The organism is Oricola nitratireducens (assembly GCF_014904745.1).
Classification (GTDB): Bacteria; Pseudomonadota; Alphaproteobacteria; order Rhizobiales; family Rhizobiaceae; genus Oricola; species Oricola nitratireducens.
Window position 1 is genome coordinate 232889 of the sequence record NZ_JACZCS010000050.1, and the last position, 20649, is coordinate 253537.

Genomic DNA, 20649 nt, shown 5'->3' on the forward strand with positions numbered 1-20649 from the left:
CGAACGATTATCAATCGCCGTGCGCAGGCTTTCCGGCCGCGAGCGCGGCGGCATAGTCCTGCGGCGTATCGAGGTCGACCGCCGCCTGACCGCCAACCTCGACGGTGATCATTTCCTCGCCGCTGCCGGCAATCATGCCGCGGATGCCATGATCGCCCTCGAGCCGATCAACAAGCGCCGACAGGCGTGCAGGCAACCAGACCGGATGGGCCGGTCTTCCGCCAGTGACCGCCTGCACCATGCGTCCGGGATTGGCCGAAGCGGCCTCGCGAACGGCGGTAATGGCCGCCTCCGGCACGAACGGCATGTCGCCCAGAAAGGCGATGACGCCGTCGGCGCCCGCATCCACCGCGGCGCCAAAACCCGCCCTGACAGAGCCGGACAGGCCGTCCGCGAAGTCCGGGTTGTGCACGAAGATGCAATCGAGGCCGGCCAGTGCTTCGCGAACCTTTTCCGCTTGATGCCCGGTTACGACATACACCGGTCCGGCAACACTCGCTCGCGCGCGCTCGACGACGCGGCGGACGACAGCGACGCCCGGTTCGATTTCGAGAAGCAGCTTGTTGCGCGCACCCATGCGCGTCGATCTTCCTGCCGCCAGGACGACGGCCGCGGCCTTTACCGGAGAGTTGACGGCGCCCACCATTCAGCGATCGACGGGGTTCGACTTTTCGCGCGGATGCGGACGGATCGGGATTTCGGTCAGAAGTCCGCCGACACCCATGGCGACGATATCGTCCGGAGTCACCTCGATCCCGGCGCAAAGCCGCTGCAACACCCAATCGAAACCGTTTTCCTTCGGGCTTCGCGCGCAGCCCGGCGCGCCGATGACCGGTTTGCCGGCGATACTGCCCAGAACCAGGAGATTGCCCGGATCGACCGGCATGCCGACATGCAGGACCGTTCCACCGGCCTGTTCGATCGCCTGCGGAACAACGTCCCGGCGATCGGTGACGGCCGATGCGCCGAAGACCAGCAGCATGTCGACGCCGCCGATGAGCGAGCCGATTTCCTCCGACAGAGCCTCAACGGCATGGGCGACACGGCTTTCGTTTTCGAGACGTGCATGCAACTCCTGCAAACGCGCTTCGGTCACCCGCTTCGTCTTGTCGAGCACCGACGCCTTCGTGCCGGTGACGCGCGTCTGCACCATGGCGACCCGCATTCCCTCCGTGAAGGGCCGAACGACCACGGTGCCGGGTTCCTGAACCTCCGCCGCCGCCCGTTCGACCAGCATGCCGGCAACCGCGAAGGGAATGATCTTGACCGTCGCGATCATCTGGCCCGACCGCACGAAGGAGTGGTTCGGCAAAGTGGCGAGCGTGATCGCGGGATCGATCCGGTTGAGCGCCTCGATGCGCTCCGGTTTGACGACGAGAACGCCGTCGGCGACGGCATGGAAATTGACACGGCCGGTACCGACGTCCTCCCTGCGGAACCCTTCCAGTGCGAAGACGTCGGCGATGTGCGCGGCGGCCGCGTCCTCCATCATGTCGCCGGCTTCGGGGATCGCGACCGTAATTTCGGTTATGCCGGCGTCCCGGATGGCATCGATGTCGCCAGCGCCGAGGACATGGCCCTTGCGCAGCCGCTTGCGGTTCGCAAGCTGCAGCGAATGGGCAAGTGTCGCGCCGGCGAGATCGCCGGGGTCGTCAAGAGACCGGATGCCGAACCACATGGCCTAGACGACAGCCATTTGAGGCGAGATCTGCCGCTTTCGGAAGGCCTCGATCACCTGCGCGAGAATCGCGACTGCGATTTCCGCGGGGCTCGACGCGCCGATATCGAGGCCGATCGGCGACGCGATCGTGTCGATCGCCTTCTGCGGCACGCCATCCGCCAGCAGACGCTCGACACGCTTCGCATGGGTCTTGCGGCTGCCGAGCGCGCCGACATAGAAGCACTTCGCCTCCAGCGCCGCCTTCAACGGATAGTCGTCGATCTTCGGATCGTGCGTGATCGCGCACAGCGCGCAATAGGGGTCGAGCGGGCGCTGTTTCAGCACGGCTTCCGGCCATTCCGCGTCGAGGCGAACGCCCTCGAAACGCTCCGGCGTGGCGAAGGCAGTGCGCGGATCGATGATCTCCATGTCGTAGCCGGCAAGCGTTGCCATCGGCGCCATCGCCTGGCTGATATGCACGGCGCCGATTACCACCAGGCGCGGCGGCGGCAGGTGGACGTTGATGAAGAATTCGCGGCCGTCCACCTCGACGACGCCGGACTTTCCGGTTCGAAACGCCCTGTCCAGCGCCCCGCCGAGATCGCCGGCAACACCATCGCCTTCATGCACGACCCTATCGCGGCCGTCGCCGAGATCCGTCACCAGCGCAATCGCCTGGCGTGCCGCGCGCGCGGCGTTCAGTTTCTTGAGCGACTGGGGATCCATGGCCGGTCCTATCCGAGACGTTCGACATAGACGCGGATGCGTCCGCCGCAGGAAAGGCCGACACGCCAGGCGGTCTCGTCGGCGACGCCGAATTCCAGCATCTTCGGTTCGCCGGTCTCGATGACGTCCATCGCATCGGCGATGACCGCCCCCTCGACGCAGCCGCCGGAGACGGATCCCTCGAAATTGCTATCGGCATCGATGACCAGATGGCTGCCGACCGGACGTGGCGCCGAGCCCCAGGTTTCCACCACGGTGGCGACCGCCACGGTGCGGCCTTCGCCCATCCAGTTTTCGGCGACCTTGAGCGGATCGTCATGGAATTGTTCTGACATGTCGTACCTCCTGCCGGCTCACGCGGCGCGATCGAGTTCGCGCAGCCAGTCCATCGGTGTCTTCGTCTCACGATATGGGGACGAACGCGTCCCGAGCGCAAGGCAGAGATCGGAAATCGAGTTCAGCGAATGCACCGGTCGAAATTCGTCGACATGCGGCAGCATCGCGCGCACGCCCTTGGCCCTGGCCTGGAATCCTTCGAAACGTAAGAGCGGATTGAGCCAGATCAGCCGGCGGCAGGACTTGTGCAGGCGCTCCATTTCGTGATCGAGCCCGTCCACCGCGTCACGCTCGAGCCCGTCGGTGATCAACAGCACGACGGCGCCCTGCGACAGCACACGGCGCGACCATTGCCGGTTGAAGGTGGCCAAAGTCTCGCCGATCCGCGTACCGCCCGACCAGTCTTCGACGGTCCTGGTGCAGTCGTCGATCGCGGCGTCGATGTCGCGGTGGCGCATCTGGCGGGTGACATTGGTCAGACGCGTGCCGAACAGGAAGGTGTGGACGTGGCGGCGATGTTCCGTCAGGGCGTGCAGGAAATGCAGGAAGATGCGCGAATACTGGCTCATCGAGCCGGAAATGTCGGCAAGCACCACCAGCGGCGGATGGACGACACGCGGCTCGCGAAACTGAGGGATGATCAGATCGCCGCCGGTGCGCATGGCGTAGCGCATGGTGCGGCGCGGATCGACGCGCAGCTTGTGCGTCGATGCTTTGTAGCGGCGGGTTTTCACCTCGTCGTTCGGCAGGCGCAGTTCGGCGAGCGCCTTCTTTGCCTGGGCGACCTCGGCGGCCGACATCTGCGCGAAATCCTTGTCGCGCAGCACCTCGCGGCCGGAAAAGGTCATGCGCGCATCAACCTCGATTTCGGGCGGTTGCTCCTCCGGTTCGCGTTGCTTGTGGCCCTCGAACATCGCGTCTGCGACGCGCGACTCCCCTGCCCGCTTTTTCTCGCGTTCGCGCGTGTCGGGCGCCTTGGGCGAAAACATCGCCAGCAGCTTTTCGACCAGTTCGCGCGAGCGCCAGTAAAGCCGGAACGCCTCATCAAAGATGACGGTGTCCTCGTGCCGGGTGACGAGGACGGCATGCAGCGTCCAGTAGAAATCATCGCGCGAGCCGATGCCCGCCGCCATCACGGCCTCGATCGCATCGTTGACCGCCGCCGGCCCGACCTTCATCCCGGCCTTGCGCAAGGTGCGGGCGAAATAGACGATATTGTCGGCAAGCCGGCCCTCATGGGCCCGCATCTGTTTTTCCGGTTGCGAGGAAAAGGTTTCCATCGTCACGCCGCGTCGAGTTCGGCCTTCACGTCGTCGAGTATGCGCTTGCCCTCCGAACCCTGCAGCCGGGCGATGTCGTCCTGGTATTTCAGGAGCACGCCAATCGTGTCGGAAATCGTCGCCGGATCGAGCGCGATCTTGTCGAGTTCGGTCAGCGCCGTCGCCCAGTCGATCGTTTCGGCGACACCCGGAACCTTGAACAGTTCCATCTCGCGCAGTTTCTGCACGTAGCGGACGATCTCCTCCGACAGGCGCTGATTGGCCTGCGGCGCCTTGCGGGAGACGATCTCCAGTTCGCGCTCGGCGTTCGGATAATCGACCCAATGATAGAGGCAGCGCCGTTTCAGGGCGTCGTGGATTTCGCGCGTCCGGTTGGTTGTAATGATGACGGCGGGCCGTTCGGCGGCCTTGATCGTCCCGTATTCGGGAATCGTCACCTGGAAATCGGACAGGACTTCCAGCAGGAACGCCTCGAAAGCCTCGTCGGTGCGGTCCAGTTCGTCGATCAGGAAGACCGGCGGACGGCCGGGCTCGCCCGACAGCGCCTCCAGCACCGGACGCCGGATCAGGTAGCGGTCAGCGAAGATGTCGTGCTCGAGCCGGTCCCGGTCTGAAATGCCAGCGGCTTCCGACATGCGGATCTCCAGCATCTGCGCGGGATAGTTCCACTCATAGACGGCCGAGGAAATGTCGAGCCCCTCGTAGCATTGCAGCCGGATCAGCGGCCGGTCGAGCGCCTTCGCCAGCACCTTGGCGATTTCGGTCTTGCCGACGCCCGCCTCGCCCTCGAGAAACAGCGGACGGCCCATCTTGAGGCTGAGATAAAGAACGGTCGCAAGCGGACGGTCGGCGACATAGTCCTGGCTGTTCAGGAGCTCCAACGTTTCGTCGATCGAGGCAGGTAATGGCGTCGGCATCGGATATTCGCTCGCTCCCGGGATATCATCGCTGATGGAAACATAGTGAGCGCGGTTGCAGACGCCAAGTGGAGATTGGGAAAGGATACGGGACGGACATCAACCGCGCCTTTTGCCTTGCCCTCACCCACTGCGCCGTGCATCACAGACACATGAGCGTTCGCTGTTCATTTCCCGGACTGATGTCCTCGCGGAGCCTCGCACAAGCCGCGAGCCTGATCGCCGCCATCATGGCGCCATCGGGCGCGCAGGCGCAGGACACGCCGGCAATCGGCATTTCCGCGCCGATGTCCGGCTATTTCGCGATTCTCGGCGAACAGGTCGAAACCGGCGCCCGTGCGGCGCTCGGTGACGGCGGAGACGTCACGCTTCAGGTTTTCGACGACGAATGCAGCACGGAAGGCGGCGCACGGACCGCCGATGCGATGATCGCGGCGAAGGTGTCGATCGCTATCGGCTTTCCCTGCATCGAGTCTTTCGATGCCGCCATGCCGAAACTCGCCGAAGCCAAAATACCGGTCATCCTCCTGGGCGTGCAGGCCGAGGGCATCACCGAAGAGCGCGAGAAGAATGGCTGGAAGCTGCTGCGGCTCGCGCCCCGCAATTCCGACGAGGCCGACGCGATCGCCGGCTATCTCGCCACGGCCTGGCGCTCGGTCAATTTCGGCATCATCGACGACGGGACGCTTTACGGCCGACAACTGGCCGAAGCGGTGCGTTTCGCGCTCGAAAACGACAATCTGAAACCGGTTTTCACCGACACCTATCGGCCGCAACTGCAGAACCAGATTTCGCTGGTGCGGCGGCTGCGCAAGGCCGGCGCGGCATATGTCTTCATCGGCGGCGACGCCTTCGATGCGGCGATCATCGGCAAAGACGCCAAGGCGGTAGATGTCCCGCTGACGCTGGCTGGCGGCAGCGCCCTCATCGCGCCGCCGACCGATGGCACGCTTGCCGACGGAACCGTACTGGCGGCACTGCCGGACTGGCTGGACCGCGAACCGGCCCGCGACCTTGCGAAAAAGCTGGAGAAGAACCCGGTTGCCGGCGACGGCTATGTCGTTCCGGCCCATGCGGCGGTCGAGATCGCGCTGACCGGCATGGCGGGGCGCGACGACAGCGGCCACGTCGCGATCGAACCGCTGATCGGCAAAACCTTCGGCACGGCGCTCGGCCCGGTCCGCTTCGATGAGAACGGCGACCTGACCCGGAACCTCTACGAAGTCTTCACCGTTCGCGACGGCAGGCTCGAGCCGGTCGATTCCGACAGCAACACGGGAGCTATCCGATGACGGTCTGGGGCTGCGGTTCGCGCAACCTGATCACAGATGTCGCGGGTCTATCGGTCGGCCATTGCGACGATTCTCGCCTGAAATCGGGTGTGACCGCGATCCTTTGCGACGAACCGGCAACGGCGGCGGTGCAAATTCTCGGCGGCGCGCCCGGCACGCGCGAGACCGACCTGCTGGAACCGCACAACACGGTCGAGACGGTCGACGCGCTGGTGCTTTCCGGCGGATCGGCCTTCGGGCTCGACGCGGCATCGGGCGCAATGGCGGCACTCGTGGAAATGGGCCGCGGCTTCGCGGTCGGTTCGCATCGCATTCCGATCGTGCCGGCGGCGATCCTGTTCGATCTTCTGAACGGCGGCGACAAGGAATGGGGCCGCTATCCACCCTATCGCGAACTCGGCTACGCCGCCATCCGGGCCGCCGCGACGGATTTCGCGCTCGGTAGCCACGGCGCCGGCGCCGGCGCGCTCACCGCCGATCTGAAGGGCGGCATCGGTTCGGCGTCGACGGTGCTGGACCATGCCGGCGCGACGGTCGGAGCGCTGGTCGCGGTCAACCCGGTCGGAACCACGACGATCGGCGGCAGCCGGCATTTCTGGGCCGCGCCGTTCGAGATCGGCAACGAGTTCGGCGGCCTCGGCCTGCCGGCGCCATTGCCCGAAGACGCCACGCGCTTGCGGCTGAAATTCCGCGATGCCGGAGAAACCAATCCGCGCGCCAACACGACCATCGCCGTCATCGCGACCGACGCCAGGCTAAGCAAAGCGGAATGCAAGCGGCTGGCGATCGCCGCGCATGACGGTTTTGCCCGGGCGATCTGGCCCTGCCACACGCCGATGGACGGCGATCTGGTCTTCGCCGTTTCGACCGGGCGGACCGCGTTGAAGGGCGGTGCGGATGGCTTCATCGATCTCTGTGCCGCCGCTGCGTCGACCATGTCGCGCGCAATTGCCCGCGGCGTGTATGCGGCGGCGCCCGCAAAGGACGACGTGCTGCCGGTGTGGTCGATGCGGAGCTAGGCGTCCGCCTTTACCGTGTTTGCAGGATTGGGTGCCGCGCCGGTGGACAGGACCCGACGCTGTCACCAGAATGGCAGCCGGGCTGAATCGGCCGTCTGACGCCAGGAGACCCGCATGACCATCCGTCCAGTTCTCGCCTGTCTCGCCCTGATCGCGGCGGGCACGCTCGCATTACCGGCACATGCCGGCGATACCGCGACGCTCAACGTTCTTGGCTTTTCCGCCGACGGCGCAACATTCGCGTTCGAGGAATACGGCGTTCAGGACGGCTCGGGCTTTCCCTATGCGAACCGGTTCTATATCGACACGGCGTCCGACGATTTTGTGCCGGGATCGCCGGTCCGTATCCGTATCGACGACGAGACCGCAAGCATCGAAGACGCACGGGCGCAAGCGAAGACGCAGGGCGAGGCCATCGTTTCCGACACCGACCTCGCGGCCAATCCCGGTTATCTGGCCGGGTTCAACACGGTGACCGAATTGTCGGCCGACCCGTTCCGGATTGTCGTCAATCCGCGTCCGGTCTTTCCGCCGATCGATCCGCCGCTGGAGATCCGGCTGGAGGAGATCCGCTTTCCGGCAACCGGCTCTTGCGCCGGCGTGACCGATATAAGTATCGGCTTCCGGCTCGTGTCGGTCGATACGCACCCCGGCGGCGCCACCGAATTGCTGCACGAAGACAGTTCCGTCCCGTCCAGCCGCGGCTGCCCGACCGGATACCGGATCGGCGGCGTGCAGACCTTCATGCCGTTCCAGGGTCCGTCGGCCTACGCCGTGCTGATCGCCGTCGAAAGCTTCGGTTTCGAAGGGCCGGATTTTCACTGGATGGCGGTCACGCGAAAGGCCAGCCAGCAACAATGACGGCCGACGCGACCTATCGGGACGGAGAGGAGGGTCGGCTCGCGGGCGCCCTGCGCATTCTTGCCGGAGCGCTTGCCTGGGGCGCCATGATGGCGGTCTGCGCCCTCGTCTCCCTGGTTCTGGATCAGCAACGCGGCCTGAGCTACCACGTCGCGCTCATTGTGGCGTATTACCTTGCCGGCGGATTTCTCGCCTACGTGGCAGCGTGGCCTTTTGTGTCATGGGCGGTTTCGCGGTTTTCCGCGCCGCAGCGATTCGGGTTTACAGCGATCCTGCTCACCGGCTTCACATTGGCGGCTACAGCGAGCGTGCTGGCGCTCGACTACCGTATCTATTATTCCGAATGGCACGCCGCGATCTTTTCGCGGACATGGTTCTACCAGCAAGTCTTCACTGCGCTGGGATCGACTTATCAATACCTCGTCATCGGTTCCCGGCTCTACTGGCCGCTGGCACCCGTCTTCCTCCTAGCGACAAGCTGGTGGCTTAGCCGCAAGGCGAGTTGAGCAGGCGGCGGCGGTCTGGTAATTGCAGCGCACAAACCGCAAGAATTTCCGCCCCGAGAACTCCCGCAAAGGCCCACCTCTCCAATGATTCCCCGTTATTCCCGGCCGGACATGGTCGCAATCTGGTCGCCCGAAACGAAATTCCGCATCTGGTTCGAAATCGAGGCTTACGCCTGCGACGCGCTGGCGGAACTCGGCGTGATCCCCAGGGAAGCCGCCAAGACCATCTGGGAAAAAGGCGGAGCGGCGGAATTCGACGTCGCCCGCATCGACGAGATCGAGGCCGTCACCAAGCATGACGTCATCGCCTTCCTGACCCACCTCGCGGAATTCATCGGCCCGGACAGCCGCTTCGTCCACCAGGGCATGACGTCCTCCGACGTGCTCGATACGACGTTCAATATCCAGCTGGTCCGCGCCTGCGATATCCTGCTTGCCGACATGGACCGCGTGCTCGCGGCGCTGAAAGCCCGCGCCTTCGAACACAAGAACACGATCCGCATCGGCCGCAGCCACGGTATCCATGCCGAGCCGACGACCATGGGCCTGACCTTCGCGCGATTCCATGCCGAGATGAGCCGCAACCGCGCCCGCCTCGCCGCGGCCCGGGCGGAAGTCGCGACCGGCGCGATCTCCGGCGCTGTCGGCACCTTCGCCAATATCGACCCGTTCGTCGAGGAGCATGTCTGCGAAAAGCTCGGCCTCGTACCAGAGACCATCTCGACCCAGGTCATCCCGCGCGACCGCCACGCGATGTTCTTCGCCACGCTCGGCGTTATCGCGTCCTCGATCGAGAACGTCGCGACCGAAATCCGCCACATGCAGCGCACGGAGGTGCTGGAAGCGGAAGAATTCTTCTCGCCGGGCCAGAAGGGCTCGTCAGCCATGCCGCACAAGCGCAATCCAGTCCTGACCGAGAATCTGACGGGTCTCGCCCGCCTCGTGCGCATGTCCGTCACCCCGGCGCTGGAAAACGTCGCGCTGTGGCACGAGCGCGACATCAGCCATTCGAGCGTCGAGCGCGCGATCGGTCCGGATACCACCATCACGCTCGATTTCGCGCTGAACCGTCTGGCCGGCGTCATCGAGAAGCTCGTGATCTATCCCGAGAACATGTTGAAGAACATGAACAAGTTCAAAGGCCTGGTCATGAGCCAGCGCGTTCTTCTGGCACTCACCCAAGCCGGCGTTTCTCGTGAGGACGCCTACAGGCTGGTGCAGCGCAATGCGATGAAGGTGTGGGAAGAGGGCAAGGATTTCCTCGAGGAACTGCTCGCCGACAAGGAGGTTCGCGCGGCGCTTTCGGAAGAGGAAATCCGCGAGAAATTCGACCTCGGCTACCACACCAAACACGTCGATACGATCTTCCGGCGCGTCTTCGGCCAGGCCTGACGCCCGGCGATCGACCCGATTGCCCAGTGCGCCGGCACGGTCCGGCATCGGAATGCAATGATGCCGCTCGGCCACATCCTTCTCGCCATCCTGGTCAGCGCGATCTACGGGACGGCCTTCGTCGCGGTCAAATTGTCCGTGACGGAGTTGCCGCCGCTTCTGGTGACGGGCTACCGCTTCCTGTTCGCAGCCATTCCGCTGGTGTTCTTCGTGCCGCGGCCCAAAGTGCCGCCACGCCTGTTGATCGCCTACGGAATCATGCAGGGCGTCATCATGTTCGGGACGATTTTCACAGCGATCCGCCTGGGCATGCCGCCCGGCCTTTCATCCCTGGTCGTCCAGATGCAGGTGTTTTTCACGATCTTCTTCTCGTTCGTCCTGTTCGGCGAAAAGCCCCGCCGGCGCGAGATAGCCGGGGCGGCGATCGCGCTTGCCGGCATCTGCCTGATCGGGCTCGAAAACGCCGATGCCGCGCCGACCATACCGTTCCTGATGGTGATCGCCTCGGCCGCCGCCTGGGGCCTGGCGAACGTCATCGCCAAGGCGGCAAAGCCAGATGCGATGCTCGGTTTCGTCGGCTGGTCGAGCCTCGCTGCGCCGGTACCTCTGTTTGCCCTGTCGATGCTGTTCGAGGGTACGGTTTTCGGTCTTCCGGACCATGTGCCGTCAACGACGGCGATGCTGTCGATCGCTTTTCTCGCCTACCCGACGACGGTCTTCGCCTTCGCCGGCTGGATATACCTGCTGCGCAACCATCCCGCCGCGACGGTGACGCCCTTTGCGCTGCTCATCCCGGTCTTCGGCATGGGATCGACGGCGGCGGTATTCGGCGAGATCCCGACCTCGGTCGCCGCGATCGGCGCAGGACTGGTCTTCTTCGGTCTCGCGGTCAACATGTTCGGATGGCGGCTGCTCGGACGCTAGAGGCCTGCATCGAGCCGGTCGTTCATCTGCTTCAGCGTCTTGCCGCAGAGATTTTCGCAGGGAATACCATCATTGTCGCCATCACGCGCGCGGTCGCCGCATTGGCGCAGGCGATAGACCGCTTCGGTACAGGAACGGATCTGCTTGCAGCTCTTGTGCGGCGTGCAGGAAAAGTTCTGCGCGACACTGCCCGAAACGGCCGCCAGGGAGACCGCAGCCGCAAGCAGCGCCGAGAAGAACGCTGCACCATGCCGCAATGACCCGTGAATTTCCGCCATCCTGGTCTTTGCCCCAACTGCAGCATGCGCCATCCGTTCGCGCCGCGTGACAAGAGTACACGGAATTTGATAGGCTATATGTAAATGTAAAAAGCTGATTTTGTTTCGATATTTCGCGAAATCACGTTTCGCGTATCTACCGTTTCGCACCGATACGGCATGTGAACCGTTCCGCTTCGCGGCCGCCATTTTTACCGGCGAATCTCTCCGCATCCGCAACCCGGATATAGAGGAGAAGAATCATGACGGACTATCGCGATCATTTCTCAACCCGACCGGATATCCCGACCTATCGCGACAGAAGCACGACCGGCTATGCCGGCCCGCTCATCGCGCTTGCGGTCATCGCGGTCCTGATCGCCGGCGTCTTCTTCCTGGCGAGCGGCACACCGCAGACCGGCGTCAGCGGCGATCCGGCGGCCCCGGCGGCAATGGATACGGCACCGGCCGCGCCGGCGACGATGGATACGGCGCCCGCCGCACCGGCTGCAACGGAACCCGCTGCGCAGTAAGGCATTATTCGGCCGAAAACTTCTCATGCGCCGGATTGACAATCGCCGGCAGAATGCCGACCTCCGGCGCATGAAGATCAAAGAAGCCGAAATCCTTATCGTGCCGGGATACACCAATTCCGGTCCCAACCACTGGCAGACGCGCTGGCAGGCGAAGATGGCGACCGCGCGCCGCGTCGAACAGGCCGAGTGGGCAAAGCCCGTGCGCGAAGACTGGGTGGCGCGGGTGCGCGAAGAGATTGCGCGCGCGCACAAACCCGTCGTTCTTGTCGGCCATTCGCTCGGTGTGGCGGCGGCGGTTCATGCCGTCCAGGACGGGGCGGAGAATGTCAGGGGCGGATTTTTCGTCGCGCCGCCGGACGTGGCCAATCCGTCGATCCGGCCGAAACATCTGATGACGTTCGGCCCCTATCCGCGCGATCCGCTGCCCTTTCCGTCCTTCGTGATCGCCAGCCGCAACGATCCGTTTTCGGATTTCGAACAGGCGTCCGATATCGCGGCGAGTTGGGGATCGTTTTTCGTCGATGCCGGCGAATCGGGCCACATCAACGCGGAATCAGGCCACGGCCCCTGGCCCGAGGGGCTCATGGTCTTCGCGGAATTCATGAAACGGCTTTAGGCGCCTGCTGCGGCAAGTATCGCCTTCTGGCCTTCCGCGACGATCCCCGCTTCAGCGCCAAGCGCAATGAAACGGTACCCCATCTCGACATAGCGCGGGACCATGGCCATGTCGGTCGCGAAAATGCCGGCATGCTTGCCCGCAGACTTGGCGATCCCCGCGATGCTCGCCACCGCGTCCTGCATGTCCGGAAGAGCCGGATCGACCGCTGCGCCGCCGGACCATGCAATCGAGAAGTCGGAGGGCCCGACGAACAGCGCGTCGATACCCTCCAGGGCAGCGATGTCTGCCGCAATCGCAAAAGCCTCTCGCGTCTCGATCATCGCCATCGAAACGGTGCGTACATTGGCCGTGTTGAGATAGTCCGATCCACCCGCAATCCCGCGCAAGGACAGAGCTCGCGTCGGACCCCATGAACGCTGTCCGACCGGCGGAAATTTCATCGCGTCGCGAAAGGCGACAGCGTCTTCAATCGTGTTGATCATCGGGGCGATGACGGCGTCGGCCCCCATGTCGAGCGCGCGCGACGCCATGTCGAAGCGTCCGAGCGGCACCCGGACGACAGCGGCCTTGCCGCCACCGATAACCGGAACAAGACCGCGAAGCACGCTGTCGACGTCATGCGCGCCATGCTGCATGTCGAGCGTTATGGCGCCGAACGGTCCGGCGGAGAAATATTCGATAAGCCCCAGGTCAGGCGCAGACGACCAGACGGTGTAGACCGTCTCGCCCGCTGCGAGACGGCCGGACAGAGAATAGTCGCGCATTGGCCGCCCCTTTTTTGAAGACCTCAGCCGTTCTTCACCTGGTCGATGGCCTGGGTCATCAGTTCGTCCATGGTGCGGCGGATCTGATGATCCGACTGGTCGACGCCGGCGGCATCGAAATCGGCCCGGATCTTCGCGAACACGTCGCCGTCGCCGGCTTCCTTGAGATCCGACACGATGACTTCCTTGGCGTATGCTTCCGCCTCATCGCCGGTCTTGCCCAGCTTCTCGGCCGCCCAGAGGCCCAGCATCTTGTTGCGCCGGGCTTCGGCCTTGAAGCGCAGCTCCTCGTCATGGGCAAACTTGTTTTCGTAAGCGTCCTCACGATCTTTCATCGACATGGCGATCTCCATTGGAAGGCTTTGAATGGCGCGCTTCCGCCCCAATCAGATATATGTTGCCACGTCTAAATCAAATGGCCGTGAAAAGATCAACACGCTTCGGCCGCCGTCCGCAGGGTTCGGGAAAAAGACTGGAAATGCCAAGGCTGCGTTTGTGCTTGCCCGCGGTTTGGAGTAAACGGCGCCAATGACACCTGCGGACGCCACTCGCCGCAAACCTCAAGGCAGAGCACCAGATACATGAAACAGCGCCGCCGCATCTACGAAGGCAAAGCCAAAATCCTCTACGAAGGCCCGGAACCGGGCACGCTTATCCAGTTTTTCAAGGATGACGCCACCGCGTTCAACGCCAAAAAACACGACGTTATCGAGGGCAAGGGCGTCCTGAACAACCGGATCTCGGAATACATCTTCACCAGTCTCAACCGGATCGGGATCCCGACGCACTTCATCAAGCGACTCAACATGCGTGAGCAGCTGATCCGTGAAGTCGAGATCATCCCTCTCGAGGTGGTCGTGCGGAACATCGCCGCAGGATCGATGTCGAAGCGCCTCGGCATCGAGGAAGGCACCGTGCTGCCGCGCTCGATCATCGAATTCTACTACAAGGCCGACGCGCTCGACGATCCGATGGTGACGGAAGAGCATGTGACGGCCTTCGGCTGGGCCAGCCCGCAGGAAATCGACGACATCATGGCACTCGCCATCCGCGTCAATGATTTCCTGAGCGGCCTGTTCCTCGGCATCGGCATCCAGCTCGTCGATTTCAAGATCGAATGCGGCCGGCTCTACGAAGGCGACATGATGCGCATCGTCATCGCCGACGAGATTTCGCCCGACTCCTGCCGGCTGTGGGACATCAAGACCAACGAGAAGCTCGACAAGGACCGTTTCCGCCGCGACATCGGCGGGCTGGTCGAAGCCTATCAGGAAGTCGCCCGCCGCCTCGGCATCATGAACGAAACCGAGGTGCCGCGCCCGAAGGGGCCGGTGCTGGTGAAATAAGTCATCCGGAAAAGACCATGATCAAGGCACGCGTCACCGTCACGCTGAAGAACGGCGTTCTCGACCCGCAGGGCAAGGCCATCGAAGGCGCCCTTCACGCGCTGGACTTTTCCGGCGTCGGCAAGGTGCGCCAGGGCAAGGTCTTCGATGTCGAACTCGACACCAAGGACCGCGCCAAGGCCGAAGCAGACCTCAAGGCGATGTGCGAGAAGCTGCTCGCCAACACGGTGATCGAGGACTACGCGGTGGAGATCGCCTGACGATGAAAACCGCCGTCATCCTGTTGCCCGGCCTCAATCGCGACCGCGACATGATCGCTGCGATCACCAAGATTTCCGGCAAGCCGCCGGTCACCGTGTGGCAGACCGACACGGAAATCCCCGATGTCGATCTCGTGGTGATTCCCGGCGGCTTTTCCTATGGCGACTATCTGCGCTGCGGCGCGATCGCGGCACGGATGCCGGTGATGGATGCGATCCGGCGCAAGGCGGAAGCGGGCGTGCGCGTCATGGGCGTGTGCAACGGCTTCCAGATCCTGCTCGAGGCAGGCCTGCTGCCCGGCGCGCTGATGCGCAACGCCTCGCTGAAATTCGTCTGCCGGGAAGTAAAGCTGGAAGTGGTCAACGCCGACACGGCCTTCACCTCGGCCTATAGCCAAGGCCAGATCATTCGCTGCCCGGTGGCGCATCATGACGGCAACTATTTCGCCGACGCCGAAACGCTGAAGCGGATGAACGGCGACGGCCGGATCGTCTTCCGCTATGCCGAGGGGACGAATCCGAACGGCTCTATCGAGGACATCGCCGGCATCGTCAACGAGGACGGCAACGTGCTCGGCATGATGCCGCATCCGGAAAACCTTATCGAGGACGCGCATGGCGGAACGGACGGGCGCGGCATTTTCGAGAGCGCGCTCGGGCTCCTCGGCAAGGTGGCGGCCTGAGACCGCGATGGCGAACCTGAACGGGAAGTCGAAGACAGCCCATCCATCGCGTCACCGGCGTTTCGACAGACCATCGTTCGGCGGATTTTTCCCGACGCTGTTTGCCGGCGCTATCCTGTCCGGCTGCGCTGGAGAGCCCGTCGGCGGCCCGCTGACGATGGAAGTCGACTCGAAAAACGCCGCGGCGATACTCGGGACGATCAACGAAAAGGCGCAGACCTGCTGGATCAGGTCCGGCGACAGGGCGTTCAGGACCCTCGCCGTCATTCCAGAGCTCGACACAAGGGTCGGCAGCCCGCGCCTTCTTGTTGTGGAGAGAGGCAAGTCGGCGGGACTGCCGAAACTCGTGATCCAGGCGGACGGCGATCCGGTGAAGATCACCACTTACGGTCCGCTGGCGGGAACGCCGGTCTCGACCCGCATCAATGCCGATGTCATGGCATGGTCGGCGGGCCGAAGCGGCTGCTAGATCAAACTACTATCGATACCACCAGAACGGCTTGTCTGCCTCGAAGCGGGCCTGGCTGCGCGTGACGCCGATATCGTACAACTGGTCGTCGGTGAGATTGCGCAGATGTCTGCGCGTGCGGTGTTTCACCACGCGCGCGCGCATGATCGCTACAAATACTTTCAGCCAAACATGCAGTGGCACTGCGCCAATGCCGGCAAATGTCCTGTAGCCGATGCGTACAGGGCCATTGTGCGGCACGATTGTATCAATTGATACCATTGTCCTGACCCTTTCAGATTGAGATAGAAACAATGCACCCGTACATTGACTCGGATTGCACCTCAAACTAATAATTGTCACCATGACAAATTGGCTTCCAGACCTGAAAACCGGCGCCGGGCCGCTGTATGTGCGGCTTGCCGGGCGCATTGAAGACGCCATCGAAACCGGCGCCCTGCCCGTCGGATCGAAACTGCCGCCGCAGAGAAATCTCGCCTTCGACCTCGGCGTCACCGTCGGAACGGTCAGCCGCGCCTATTCGATCGTGCGCGAACGCGGCCTGGTTTCCGGCGAGGTCGGCCGGGGCACCTATGTCCTGGCGCGCAATGACAATGTGGTGCGTAACGAGGCCGACAGCATTGTCTTCACACCCGATTCCAATACGCGTATCGCCGAACGGCATAGCGGCGACGAAATGATCCGCTTCGATGCGTCGGCCGCGCCGCTGGTGCCGGTCGCATCCACACTGGAACGCATGACCTCCGAAATCTACCGGGAGCATCCGCTTCAGGTTTCCGACTATATCCGGTCGGTCTCGCCCGACTGGCAGCAAGCGGGCGTCGCGTGGCTGTCGAACCGGCACTGGAAGCCGGAAGCTGCGAACATCGCGCCGGTACAAGGGGTACATTCGGGGATTATCGCCATCATCGCGTCAATGACCGTTCCCGGCGACCGGATCGCCGTCGAGGAGCTGAGCTATGCGAATGTGCCGCGCGCCGCGCAGATGATCGGCCGCCGGCCGATCAGTGTGCCGGTTGACGAATATGGCGCCATACCGGATGAACTGGACCATATCTGCGCCCAGCAACACCCCAAGCTCGTATTCCTGATGCCGGCGATGCAGAACCCGACGCTGGCGGTGATGCCGGAACAACGGCGCCAGGAAATCGCGGCGATCGCGCGCAAGCACAATCTCCTCATTATTGAGGACAATGTCTATGGCTGCCTGCATGAAGACCCCTCGCCGCCGCTAGCCGCGCTGGTACCGGATCTGACGTTCCACATTTCCGGGCTATCGAAATCGGTCTCGGCGGGTTTGAGGGCTGCGTGGATCGCCTGCCCACCGCATACATCCGGACGCGTCCTGACCGCGACGCGCCTGTTGACGGGCGGCAAGATCTTTCTGATGACCGAGCTCGCGGCGCGGCTCGTAAACTCCGGCGCCGCCGACGACATCAGCAAGCTGGTCGCCGCAGAAATCGCCGAACGTGTCGCGATGGTGCGCGAGATCTTTGCCGGTTGCGAGTTCAATTCCTACGAAACCGCGCCCTTCATCTGGCTGAAACTGCCTGAACCCTGGCTGTCCGGTACGTTCAAGACCGCGGCGGAGCGCGAAAAAGTGCTGATCGATTCCGAGGACGAGTTCAAGACCGGGCGTTCGGACAGGACATTTCATCGTGTACGCATCGCATTCTCCAATCCGGTGGATCGCGACGTCGTGCGCAGCGGACTGCTGCGATTGCGTGCGCTGCTCGAGAGCGGCGCCGGCGGATACGAGAGCTACGACTGAGCCTGAGCGAGCCGTCTTTTCCCTTTATCTCCTATTAGGCCGGGAAAAAATCGTCCTGATGGCCGCAAGGGCTTATCAGCCCTTTTAGCGGGCCCGCCTTTTGGTGTATTCGGCTCTCACACACCTTGGCAGCAACCTCCGCACGGCCCTTTATGACCATTCGCAACTCGATCCCGATCACTCCCGAACTCGTCGAAGCCCACGGCATCACGCCCGACGAATATGACCGCATCCTCGAACTGACCGGGCGCGAGCCGACATTTACCGAACTCGGCATCTGGTCGGCGATGTGGAACGAACACTGTTCCTACAAGTCCTCCAAGAAATGGCTGAAGACCCTGCCGACCACCGGGCCGCAGGTGATCCAGGGCCCGGGCGAAAACGCCGGCGTGGTCGATATCGGCGATGGCGACTGCGTCGTCTTCAAGATGGAGAGCCACAACCACCCGTCCTATATCGAGCCCTATCAGGGCGCGGCGACGGGCGTCGGCGGCATCCTGCGCGACGTATTCACAATGGGCGCGCGGCCGGTCGCGGCGATGAATGCGCTTCGCTTCGGCGAGCCCGAACATCCGAAGACCCGCCATCTTGTCTCCGGCGTTGTCGCCGGGGTCGGCGGTTACGGCAATTCCTTCGGCGTGCCGACCGTCGGCGGCGAGGTCGAGTTCGATGCCCGCTACAACGGCAACATCCTCGTCAACGCGTTTGCAGCCGGGATCGCCAAGACCGATGCGATCTTCCTGTCAGAAGCCAAGGGCGTCGGCCTGCCCGTCGTTTATCTCGGCGCGAAGACGGGACGCGACGGCGTCGGCGGCGCGACGATGGCCTCCGCGGAATTCGGCGACGACATCGACCAGAAGCGCCCGACCGTGCAGGTCGGCGACCCGTTCACCGAGAAATGCCTGCTCGAGGCCTGTCTCGAACTGATGGCATCGGGCGCGGTCATCGCCATCCAGGACATGGGTGCGGCCGGACTGACCTGCTCGGCCGTCGAGATGGGCGCAAAGGGCAATCTCGGCATCGAATTGGATCTCGACAAGGTGCCGGTGCGCGAGGAACGCATGAGCGCCTACGAGATGATGCTGTCGGAAAGCCAGGAGCGCATGCTGATGGTGCTCCGGCCCGAAAAGGAAGAGGAAGCCAAGGCGATCTTCCACAAATGGGGCCTCGACTTCGCGATCGTCGGCGAGACCACGGACGACCTGCGGTTCCGTATCCGCCACGAGGGCGAGCAAGTCGCCAACCTGCCGATCAAGGAACTGGGCGACGAAGCTCCGGAATACGACCGTCCGTGGATGACGCCGGCGCAGTACCAGCCAATGGACGCGGCCCAGTTCGCGGAGCCGGAAGATTACGGCGCTGCCATCAGGCAGATCCTGGGATCGCCGAACATGGCGTCCCGGCGCTGGGTATGGGAGCAGTATGACACGCTGATCCAGGGCAATTCGCTGCAGCTCCCGGGCGGCGACGCCGGCGTTGTGCGCGTCGAAGGGCACGAGACCAAGGCGCTCGCCTTTTCCTCCGACGTGACGCCGCGCTATTGCGAGGCCGATCCCTTTGAGGGCGGTAAGCAGGCGGTCGCCGAATGCTGGCGCAACATCACCGCCACCGGCGCCGAACCACTGGCGGCGACGGACAACCTCAATTTCGGCAATCCGCAGAAGCCCGAAATCATGGGGCAACTGGTTCGCGCCATCGAGGGGATCGGCGAGGCCTGCACGGCGCTCGGATTCCCGATCGTCTCGGGCAACGTATCGCTCTACAACGAGACCAATGGCGAGGCGATCCTGCCGACCCCGACAATCGCCGGTGTCGGCCTGCTGCCGGATTATTCGGTAATGGCGCGCATCAACACCATGCAGGACGGCGACACAATCTTCCTGCTCGGCGGCGACGGCACGCATCTTGGCCAGTCGATCTTCAACCGGATCGTCAACGAGCGCACGGACGGACCGCCGCCGCCAGTCGATCTCTATTGCGAGAAACGCAACGGCGACTTCGTCCGCTCGGCGATCCGCAACAGCCAGGTTACGGCCTGCCACGACCTCTCCGACGGCGGCATGATCATCGCGCTTGCCGAGATGTGCATCGCCTCCGGCAAGGGTGCGACGGTCGACGCGGGCGACGCAGCGCCGCTGCATGCGCTCCTCTTCGGCGAGGATCAGGGCCGCTATCTCGTGACGGTCAAGGCGCAGGACGCGCACTTCTTCGCGCTCAACGCGGAAGGCGCCGGCATTCCGTTCCGCGAGCTCGGCAAGGCCGGCGGAGAAAACCTCTCATTGACGGGACCGACCCCGGTGGCCATATCTGTCAGGGAACTGGCGGAAATCCATGAATCCTGGTTTCCCGATTTCATGGACGCCACGAAACACGCCGAAGCCGCAGAGTAGGAGACAAACTTCATGCCCATGAACGCCTCGGAAATCGAGAAATTGATCAAGGCGGGGATACCGGACGCCAAGGTGACGATCCGGGATCTGGCGGGCGACGGCGACCACTATGCGGCGGAAGTCGTCTCGGAGAGTTTCCGCGGCAAGTCGCGGGTCCAGCAGCACCAGATGGTCTATCAGGCGCTGCAGGGAAACATGGGCGGCGTTCTGCATGCGCTCGCGCTGCAGACCAGCGCTCCGGATTGAAATGCCGCAAGACAAGCGAACCGCCGGGCGTTCGGCCCGGAACTGAAAGGAACTAAAATGAGCGGAATCAACGATTTCATCGATCAGGAAGTGAAGGCGAACGACGTCGTGCTTTTCATGAAGGGCACACCCGGATTTCCGCAGTGCGGTTTTTCCGGCCAGGTCGTCCAGATCCTCGACTATCTCGGCGTCGACTACAAAGGCATCAACGTGCTCGCAGACGATGACCTGCGCCAGGGCATCAAGGATTATTCCAGCTGGCCGACCATCCCGCAGCTCTATGTGAAGGGCGAATTCGTCGGCGGTTGCGACATCATCCGCGAGATGTTCCAGGCAGGCGAATTGCAGGATCACATGCAGGAAAAGGGCGTCGCCGTCAAAGGCGCGGCCTGAGA

Annotated in this window: 26 protein-coding genes; 16 read left to right on the plus strand and 10 right to left on the minus strand. The window is 63.4% G+C overall.

All coding sequences use genetic code 11. The annotated features are described in order from the left end of the window. Positions 1 to 10: 10 nt before the first annotated feature. From IG169_RS24140 to IG169_RS21725, 6 genes are read right to left on the minus strand one after another with little or no spacing between them, the layout of a single operon-like run. Positions 11 to 646, minus strand: a complete 636-nt coding sequence (locus IG169_RS24140; RefSeq protein ID WP_281435955.1) for a nucleotidyltransferase family protein — start codon at positions 644 to 646, stop codon at positions 11 to 13. Next, complete coding sequence (locus IG169_RS24145) at positions 647 to 1678, minus strand: molybdopterin-binding protein (RefSeq protein WP_246717497.1); 1032 nt, start codon at positions 1676 to 1678, stop codon at positions 647 to 649. A gap of 3 nt (positions 1679 to 1681) precedes the next feature. Then, positions 1682 to 2386 carry an XdhC family protein gene (locus IG169_RS21710; RefSeq protein ID WP_193178347.1) on the minus strand — a complete coding sequence of 235 codons (705 nt, stop codon included), beginning with the start codon at positions 2384 to 2386 and terminating at the stop codon, positions 1682 to 1684. An 8-nt stretch (positions 2387 to 2394) separates the two neighbouring features. Further along, positions 2395 to 2721 carry an XdhC family protein gene (locus IG169_RS21715; RefSeq protein WP_193178348.1) on the minus strand — a complete coding sequence of 109 codons (327 nt, stop codon included), beginning with the start codon at positions 2719 to 2721 and terminating at the stop codon, positions 2395 to 2397. A gap of 18 nt (positions 2722 to 2739) precedes the next feature. After that, complete coding sequence (locus IG169_RS21720) at positions 2740 to 3969, minus strand: vWA domain-containing protein (RefSeq protein ID WP_246717498.1); 1230 nt, start codon at positions 3967 to 3969, stop codon at positions 2740 to 2742. Between the two features lie 35 nt (positions 3970 to 4004). Continuing rightward, the gene (locus tag IG169_RS21725) at positions 4005 to 4919 is read right to left on the minus strand and encodes an AAA family ATPase (RefSeq protein WP_193178350.1); all 915 of its coding nucleotides are present in this window, start codon (positions 4917 to 4919) and stop codon (positions 4005 to 4007) included. 182 nt (positions 4920 to 5101) lie between these two features. On the opposite strand from IG169_RS21725, the gene IG169_RS21730 reads away from it, so the two are divergent. The 6 genes from IG169_RS21730 to IG169_RS21755 all read left to right on the plus strand — a co-directional run bounded on the left by IG169_RS21730 (position 5102) and on the right by IG169_RS21755 (position 10913). Then, positions 5102 to 6211: a branched-chain amino acid ABC transporter substrate-binding protein gene (locus IG169_RS21730; protein WP_193178351.1), complete on the plus strand. Its 1110-nt coding sequence runs from the start codon at positions 5102 to 5104 to the stop codon at positions 6209 to 6211. After that, positions 6208 to 7230 (plus strand): P1 family peptidase, encoded by a 1023-nt coding sequence (locus tag IG169_RS21735; protein WP_193178352.1) that lies wholly within the window; start codon positions 6208 to 6210, stop codon positions 7228 to 7230. Before IG169_RS21730 ends, IG169_RS21735 begins: the two co-directional genes overlap by 4 nt. A 114-nt stretch (positions 7231 to 7344) precedes the next feature. Then, positions 7345 to 8091: a DUF2259 domain-containing protein gene (locus IG169_RS21740; protein ID WP_193178353.1), complete on the plus strand. Its 747-nt coding sequence runs from the start codon at positions 7345 to 7347 to the stop codon at positions 8089 to 8091. Next, entirely contained in the window at positions 8088 to 8597 is a 510-nt protein-coding gene (locus IG169_RS21745; RefSeq protein WP_193178354.1) for a hypothetical protein, read from the plus strand. Before IG169_RS21740 ends, IG169_RS21745 begins: the two co-directional genes overlap by 4 nt. Positions 8598 to 8681: 84 nt before the next feature. Beyond that, a complete protein-coding gene (gene purB, locus IG169_RS21750) occupies positions 8682 to 9989 on the plus strand; it encodes an adenylosuccinate lyase (protein WP_193178355.1) in 1308 nt (435 codons plus the stop codon). 57 nt (positions 9990 to 10046) lie between these two features. Beyond that, positions 10047 to 10913, plus strand: coding sequence for an EamA family transporter (locus IG169_RS21755; protein ID WP_246717499.1), 867 nt, complete (start codon positions 10047 to 10049; stop codon positions 10911 to 10913). On the opposite strand, the gene IG169_RS24150 is transcribed toward IG169_RS21755, so the two are convergent. Beyond that, a complete protein-coding gene (locus IG169_RS24150; protein WP_246717500.1) occupies positions 10910 to 11380 on the minus strand; it encodes an excalibur calcium-binding domain-containing protein in 471 nt (156 codons plus the stop codon). The two genes, IG169_RS21755 and IG169_RS24150, sit on opposite strands and share 4 nt — an antisense overlap. 53 nt (positions 11381 to 11433) lie before the next feature. Between IG169_RS24150 and IG169_RS21765 the strand changes: the two genes are divergently transcribed. Both IG169_RS21765 and IG169_RS21770 read left to right on the plus strand, forming a co-directional pair. Then, the gene (locus IG169_RS21765; RefSeq protein ID WP_193178356.1) at positions 11434 to 11703 is read left to right on the plus strand and encodes a hypothetical protein; all 270 of its coding nucleotides are present in this window, start codon (positions 11434 to 11436) and stop codon (positions 11701 to 11703) included. 70 nt (positions 11704 to 11773) lie between these two features. Beyond that, complete coding sequence (locus tag IG169_RS21770; protein WP_193178357.1) at positions 11774 to 12322, plus strand: RBBP9/YdeN family alpha/beta hydrolase; 549 nt, start codon at positions 11774 to 11776, stop codon at positions 12320 to 12322. Here the strand turns inward: IG169_RS21770 and IG169_RS21775 are convergent. Both IG169_RS21775 and IG169_RS21780 read right to left on the minus strand, forming a co-directional pair. Beyond that, complete coding sequence (locus IG169_RS21775) at positions 12319 to 13089, minus strand: HpcH/HpaI aldolase family protein (RefSeq protein WP_193178358.1); 771 nt, start codon at positions 13087 to 13089, stop codon at positions 12319 to 12321. The two genes, IG169_RS21770 and IG169_RS21775, sit on opposite strands and share 4 nt — an antisense overlap. A gap of 23 nt (positions 13090 to 13112) precedes the next feature. Beyond that, positions 13113 to 13430: a DUF1476 domain-containing protein gene (locus tag IG169_RS21780; protein WP_193178359.1), complete on the minus strand. Its 318-nt coding sequence runs from the start codon at positions 13428 to 13430 to the stop codon at positions 13113 to 13115. A gap of 240 nt (positions 13431 to 13670) precedes the next feature. Between IG169_RS21780 and purC the strand changes: the two genes are divergently transcribed. From purC to IG169_RS21800, 4 genes are read left to right on the plus strand one after another with little or no spacing between them, the layout of a single operon-like run. Then, on the plus strand, positions 13671 to 14435 hold the full coding sequence (gene purC / locus IG169_RS21785) for a phosphoribosylaminoimidazolesuccinocarboxamide synthase (protein ID WP_193178360.1): 765 nt from the start codon (positions 13671 to 13673) through the stop codon (positions 14433 to 14435). A 17-nt stretch (positions 14436 to 14452) separates the two neighbouring features. Beyond that, positions 14453 to 14695, plus strand: coding sequence for a phosphoribosylformylglycinamidine synthase subunit PurS (gene purS, locus IG169_RS21790; RefSeq protein WP_193178361.1), 243 nt, complete (start codon positions 14453 to 14455; stop codon positions 14693 to 14695). A gap of 2 nt (positions 14696 to 14697) precedes the next feature. Next, on the plus strand, positions 14698 to 15378 hold the full coding sequence (gene purQ / locus IG169_RS21795) for a phosphoribosylformylglycinamidine synthase subunit PurQ (protein ID WP_193178362.1): 681 nt from the start codon (positions 14698 to 14700) through the stop codon (positions 15376 to 15378). A 7-nt stretch (positions 15379 to 15385) separates the two neighbouring features. Beyond that, a complete protein-coding gene (locus IG169_RS21800; protein WP_193178363.1) occupies positions 15386 to 15847 on the plus strand; it encodes a hypothetical protein in 462 nt (153 codons plus the stop codon). Positions 15848 to 15856: 9 nt separating this feature from the next. On the opposite strand, the gene IG169_RS23905 is transcribed toward IG169_RS21800, so the two are convergent. Continuing rightward, on the minus strand, positions 15857 to 16108 hold the full coding sequence (locus IG169_RS23905) for a DUF1127 domain-containing protein (RefSeq protein ID WP_210326136.1): 252 nt from the start codon (positions 16106 to 16108) through the stop codon (positions 15857 to 15859). Positions 16109 to 16190: 82 nt separating this feature from the next. On the opposite strand from IG169_RS23905, the gene IG169_RS21810 reads away from it, so the two are divergent. The 4 genes from IG169_RS21810 (at position 16191) to grxD (ending at position 20647) form a co-directional block, all read left to right on the plus strand. Beyond that, a complete protein-coding gene (locus tag IG169_RS21810; protein WP_193178364.1) occupies positions 16191 to 17618 on the plus strand; it encodes an aminotransferase-like domain-containing protein in 1428 nt (475 codons plus the stop codon). A gap of 152 nt (positions 17619 to 17770) precedes the next feature. Beyond that, positions 17771 to 20008, plus strand: coding sequence for a phosphoribosylformylglycinamidine synthase subunit PurL (purL, locus tag IG169_RS21815; RefSeq protein ID WP_193178365.1), 2238 nt, complete (start codon positions 17771 to 17773; stop codon positions 20006 to 20008). Between the two features lie 12 nt (positions 20009 to 20020). Beyond that, positions 20021 to 20254, plus strand: coding sequence for a BolA family protein (locus IG169_RS21820; protein WP_193178366.1), 234 nt, complete (start codon positions 20021 to 20023; stop codon positions 20252 to 20254). Between the two features lie 57 nt (positions 20255 to 20311). After that, positions 20312 to 20647 carry a Grx4 family monothiol glutaredoxin gene (gene grxD, locus IG169_RS21825; protein ID WP_193178367.1) on the plus strand — a complete coding sequence of 112 codons (336 nt, stop codon included), beginning with the start codon at positions 20312 to 20314 and terminating at the stop codon, positions 20645 to 20647. Positions 20648 to 20649 lie beyond the last annotated feature (2 nt).

What these genes read in the sequence shown, in the direction of transcription:
- IG169_RS24140 (WP_281435955.1), bottom strand. Translation starts at nt 646, where the DNA reads ATGGTGGGCGCCGTCAACTCTCCGGTAAAGGCCGCGGCCGTCGTCCTG.
- IG169_RS24145 (WP_246717497.1), bottom strand. Translation starts at nt 1,678, where the DNA reads ATGTGGTTCGGCATCCGGTCTCTTGACGACCCCGGCGATCTCGCCGGC.
- IG169_RS21710 (WP_193178347.1), bottom strand. Translation starts at nt 2,386, where the DNA reads ATGGATCCCCAGTCGCTCAAGAAACTGAACGCCGCGCGCGCGGCACGC.
- IG169_RS21715 (WP_193178348.1), bottom strand. Translation starts at nt 2,721, where the DNA reads ATGTCAGAACAATTCCATGACGATCCGCTCAAGGTCGCCGAAAACTGG.
- IG169_RS21720 (WP_246717498.1), bottom strand. Translation starts at nt 3,969, where the DNA reads ATGCGGGCCCATGAGGGCCGGCTTGCCGACAATATCGTCTATTTCGCC.
- IG169_RS21725 (WP_193178350.1), bottom strand. Translation starts at nt 4,919, where the DNA reads ATGCCGACGCCATTACCTGCCTCGATCGACGAAACGTTGGAGCTCCTG.
- IG169_RS21730 (WP_193178351.1), top strand. Translation starts at nt 5,102, where the DNA reads ATGTCCTCGCGGAGCCTCGCACAAGCCGCGAGCCTGATCGCCGCCATC.
- IG169_RS21735 (WP_193178352.1), top strand. Translation starts at nt 6,208, where the DNA reads ATGACGGTCTGGGGCTGCGGTTCGCGCAACCTGATCACAGATGTCGCG.
- IG169_RS21740 (WP_193178353.1), top strand. Translation starts at nt 7,345, where the DNA reads ATGACCATCCGTCCAGTTCTCGCCTGTCTCGCCCTGATCGCGGCGGGC.
- IG169_RS21745 (WP_193178354.1), top strand. Translation starts at nt 8,088, where the DNA reads ATGACGGCCGACGCGACCTATCGGGACGGAGAGGAGGGTCGGCTCGCG.
- purB (WP_193178355.1), top strand. Translation starts at nt 8,682, where the DNA reads ATGATTCCCCGTTATTCCCGGCCGGACATGGTCGCAATCTGGTCGCCC.
- IG169_RS21755 (WP_246717499.1), top strand. Translation starts at nt 10,047, where the DNA reads ATGATGCCGCTCGGCCACATCCTTCTCGCCATCCTGGTCAGCGCGATC.
- IG169_RS24150 (WP_246717500.1), bottom strand. Translation starts at nt 11,380, where the DNA reads ATGGCGGCCGCGAAGCGGAACGGTTCACATGCCGTATCGGTGCGAAAC.
- IG169_RS21765 (WP_193178356.1), top strand. Translation starts at nt 11,434, where the DNA reads ATGACGGACTATCGCGATCATTTCTCAACCCGACCGGATATCCCGACC.
- IG169_RS21770 (WP_193178357.1), top strand. Translation starts at nt 11,774, where the DNA reads ATGAAGATCAAAGAAGCCGAAATCCTTATCGTGCCGGGATACACCAAT.
- IG169_RS21775 (WP_193178358.1), bottom strand. Translation starts at nt 13,089, where the DNA reads ATGCGCGACTATTCTCTGTCCGGCCGTCTCGCAGCGGGCGAGACGGTC.
- IG169_RS21780 (WP_193178359.1), bottom strand. Translation starts at nt 13,430, where the DNA reads ATGTCGATGAAAGATCGTGAGGACGCTTACGAAAACAAGTTTGCCCAT.
- purC (WP_193178360.1), top strand. Translation starts at nt 13,671, where the DNA reads ATGAAACAGCGCCGCCGCATCTACGAAGGCAAAGCCAAAATCCTCTAC.
- purS (WP_193178361.1), top strand. Translation starts at nt 14,453, where the DNA reads ATGATCAAGGCACGCGTCACCGTCACGCTGAAGAACGGCGTTCTCGAC.
- purQ (WP_193178362.1), top strand. Translation starts at nt 14,698, where the DNA reads ATGAAAACCGCCGTCATCCTGTTGCCCGGCCTCAATCGCGACCGCGAC.
- IG169_RS21800 (WP_193178363.1), top strand. Translation starts at nt 15,386, where the DNA reads ATGGCGAACCTGAACGGGAAGTCGAAGACAGCCCATCCATCGCGTCAC.
- IG169_RS23905 (WP_210326136.1), bottom strand. Translation starts at nt 16,108, where the DNA reads ATGGTATCAATTGATACAATCGTGCCGCACAATGGCCCTGTACGCATC.
- IG169_RS21810 (WP_193178364.1), top strand. Translation starts at nt 16,191, where the DNA reads ATGACAAATTGGCTTCCAGACCTGAAAACCGGCGCCGGGCCGCTGTAT.
- purL (WP_193178365.1), top strand. Translation starts at nt 17,771, where the DNA reads ATGACCATTCGCAACTCGATCCCGATCACTCCCGAACTCGTCGAAGCC.
- IG169_RS21820 (WP_193178366.1), top strand. Translation starts at nt 20,021, where the DNA reads ATGCCCATGAACGCCTCGGAAATCGAGAAATTGATCAAGGCGGGGATA.
- grxD (WP_193178367.1), top strand. Translation starts at nt 20,312, where the DNA reads ATGAGCGGAATCAACGATTTCATCGATCAGGAAGTGAAGGCGAACGAC.